We start from the raw sequence: 2,579 nt of genomic DNA, 5'->3' as shown, positions 1-2,579 counted from the left end.
GCCATCCGCTCGACGGCGAAACGATCGCCCGGGTCAACCGGATCATATCTTTGTCTGGTGAGAAAAATTGGCTCAAAATTCTCGTCAAGGTGGGGTTTATGCCCGGCTATGTAAATCTACCCAAGCAATCACCTTTCTTCGGGGCAGCCCAAGCGCTTGGAGCGTTGGAGCTGGGCAGTAACGGTACCGATTTTCACCCCGATTTGCGAGCTGATCTCGTTGATATGATCGTCGAAAAACCGAGAGTCAGCGCATTCTATTGCACGAGCCTGGAGTCCGCACTCCGCGCAAACAAGATCGATCGGCTTGTGTTAGCGGGGGTCAGTACGCCTTGGGCCGTGCAAGCAACCGCGCGCGACGCTCATGATCGAGACTATTCGGTGGTAATTGTTGAAGACGCTTGTGCGGCGGCCTCGCAAGAGGCTCATCGCGAGTCGATAGGGCTATTGAGCCGAATTGCCCAGATCATAAAAACCGAAGAGCTGATCCAACTATAAGCCCCGAGGCTTATTCCGTGAGGCGATTCGACGGACCGGAGCGAATGCGATCTCGGGAGTCGCGCTCCAGGGAGATAAGGATGACGAGAGAAAATATTCAGGCCCTGCGCAAAATGCTGAAAAGCGATCGAGGCGTCATCCTTCCAGGAGCGCCGAACGCGCTTGCCGCCCGCGTGATCGCTGACCTCGGCTTCTGCGCTATCCATCTGTCGGGGGCAGGACACCGCGAGAGCTGCGGGGATATGGGAGTTTCCTTCGTCTTGTACGCAAACGCGGCCCTTCAAGGAATGCTTCTCGGGATGCAGACGGCTCTCCGGACGTTGCGCGAGAGGGGTGTGTTAATCGAGCAGGACGGCTGCATCGCGCCCTTCGCGGAGCGGCAGCGTCTGGTCGGCAAGGAAAAAATTCGACGAAATGGAGAGAAAGTATGCGCGTTCGTCATGGCTTGAATCGAGACTGGATGATGGAAATTTTGGAACGGCGACCCCAGGAGAATCCGAATGAAAACTGCAAAAGCCGATGCTCATAGTTCGCTTCAGAACCCGCCTGCCGCAACGGATCCTCATGGACCGACAGGTCGGCTCGCGACGTGGCTTGCTGCAACCAGTATTGAGGACGTTCCGTCGTCGGTGCGCGAGCATGCAAAATATCTGATCTTGGATGGCGTCGCCTGCGCGTTGGTCGGCGCGCAGTTGCCCGTATCCCGCAAGGGAGTAGAAGGCATCACGGCGCTTGACGAAGTCGGTAAGGGCGTACTCATCGGTTGGGGCGGACGTACAACTAGCTCATCGTCTGCGGCCATGCTCAACTCAAGCTTTATTCAAGGCTTCGAGTTGGACGACTATCATCCGCTGGCGCCTCTGCACAGTAATGCGGTCGTGCTACCCGCGATGCTCGCAGCGGTTCCGCACGTAGGGCCGGTAGACGGCGCGCGGTTTTTGCTCGGTGCGATCCTTGGTTACGAGACGGGCCCTCGGGTGGGTATGGCTCTCGGCGGACTGGATATGCTGTCGAGAGGTTGGCATTCGGGCGTGGTCTTTGGCACCCTTGCGGCTGCAGCCTCCGCCGGCTGTCTCTATGGTTTGAATGCGGCGCAGTTTGAAGATGCGCTTGGCAGTGCCGCCACACAATCATGCGGTCTGATGTCGGCGCAATTTGAATCCATGGTCAAGCGCATGCAGCACGGGTTCGCTTCGCGAAACGGATTGACAGCTGCGGCGCTGGCCGCGGCAGGCTACGTAGGGATCAAACGCGTTTTCGAGCGTGAATACGGGGGATGGCTATCGGTCTTTGGCGAAGGCCATCACCCCGATGCGTCCCAAATTTATGCTAATCTGGGGGAGAAATGGGAGACCGACCGTATCGCCGTCAAGGCGTATGCTGCCATGGGCTTGCTGCATGCGGCGATCGGAGCCGCGCTCGAATTGGGGCCGGAGGTGAAAATCGACGAGATCGAGCAAATCGACATCTTCATGCCCGAGGCCGCTTACGGGCATGGTGGTTGGAAGGCTGTCCGTCCGTTGGAGCCGATCGGGGCGCAAATGAACGTAGCCTACGCTGTTGCCGCGGCGTTATTGGATGGACAGGTCCTGGTTGAACAGTTCTCCGAGAAGCGAATCAACAAGGACGACGTCTGGAGTCTGATTGGTCGTACAAGAACCTACCATGACAAGGATTATGATAAGCTTCCGGTCGGTGAGAGGGAGACGACGCGCGTTTCCATCATCTCAAAGGACGGTAGCAAGCGCAGCAAGGTCGTCGCTCATCCGAGAGGAACCGGCCCACGTACTCTTACGAACGACGAGATTCTGGACAAGTACCGGAGTTTGACGCGCCCGATCGTTTCGGTTGATCGCCAATCCGCGATCGAAAACATGGTCCTCAATCTCGAGTCCGTCCGCGATATCTCGTCGCTCGTTGATCTTCTTACTCCAAACGTTCGATCCGCGATCGAATAGGTAATGCGACTGGAGAAGACCAATGCGGTCAGACGTAAAATTCAACAGCGCGGGATTGAAGCTCGCTGGCCATCAAGAGAAGAGCAACATGACAATCGAAACGCTCGGGGACATCGAGTGTGCG

General features: G+C 57.2%; 3 protein-coding genes. All 3 read left to right on the top strand.

Going from position 1 to position 2,579, the window contains the following annotated elements; genetic code table 11:
* A partial coding sequence (locus ABSG20_RS34435) for a cysteine hydrolase family protein (RefSeq protein WP_423868893.1) occupies positions 1-497 on the top strand: 497 nt, incomplete at its 5' end.
* A gap of 80 nt (positions 498-577) precedes the next feature.
* Positions 578-946, top strand: a complete 369-nt coding sequence (locus tag ABSG20_RS34430) for a hypothetical protein (RefSeq protein ID WP_423868892.1) — start codon at positions 578-580, stop codon at positions 944-946.
* 51 nt (positions 947-997) lie between these two features.
* Positions 998-2,455, top strand: a complete 1,458-nt coding sequence (locus tag ABSG20_RS34425; RefSeq protein ID WP_423868891.1) for an MmgE/PrpD family protein — start codon at positions 998-1,000, stop codon at positions 2,453-2,455.
* Positions 2,456-2,579 lie beyond the last annotated feature (124 nt).

Origin of the sequence: Bradyrhizobium sp., from assembly GCF_049512235.1 — a bacterium.
GTDB lineage: Bacteria > Pseudomonadota > Alphaproteobacteria > Rhizobiales > Xanthobacteraceae > Bradyrhizobium.
The sequence above is the reverse complement of the archived record's forward strand: the minus strand, read 5'-3'. Positions and strand labels throughout refer to the sequence as shown.

Bases quoted from the DNA above. Each gene is read 5' to 3' on its own strand.
- ABSG20_RS34430 (WP_423868892.1), top strand. From the start codon at position 578: ATGACGAGAGAAAATATTCAGGCCCTGCGCAAAATGCTGAAAAGCGAT.
- ABSG20_RS34425 (WP_423868891.1), top strand. From the start codon at position 998: ATGAAAACTGCAAAAGCCGATGCTCATAGTTCGCTTCAGAACCCGCCT.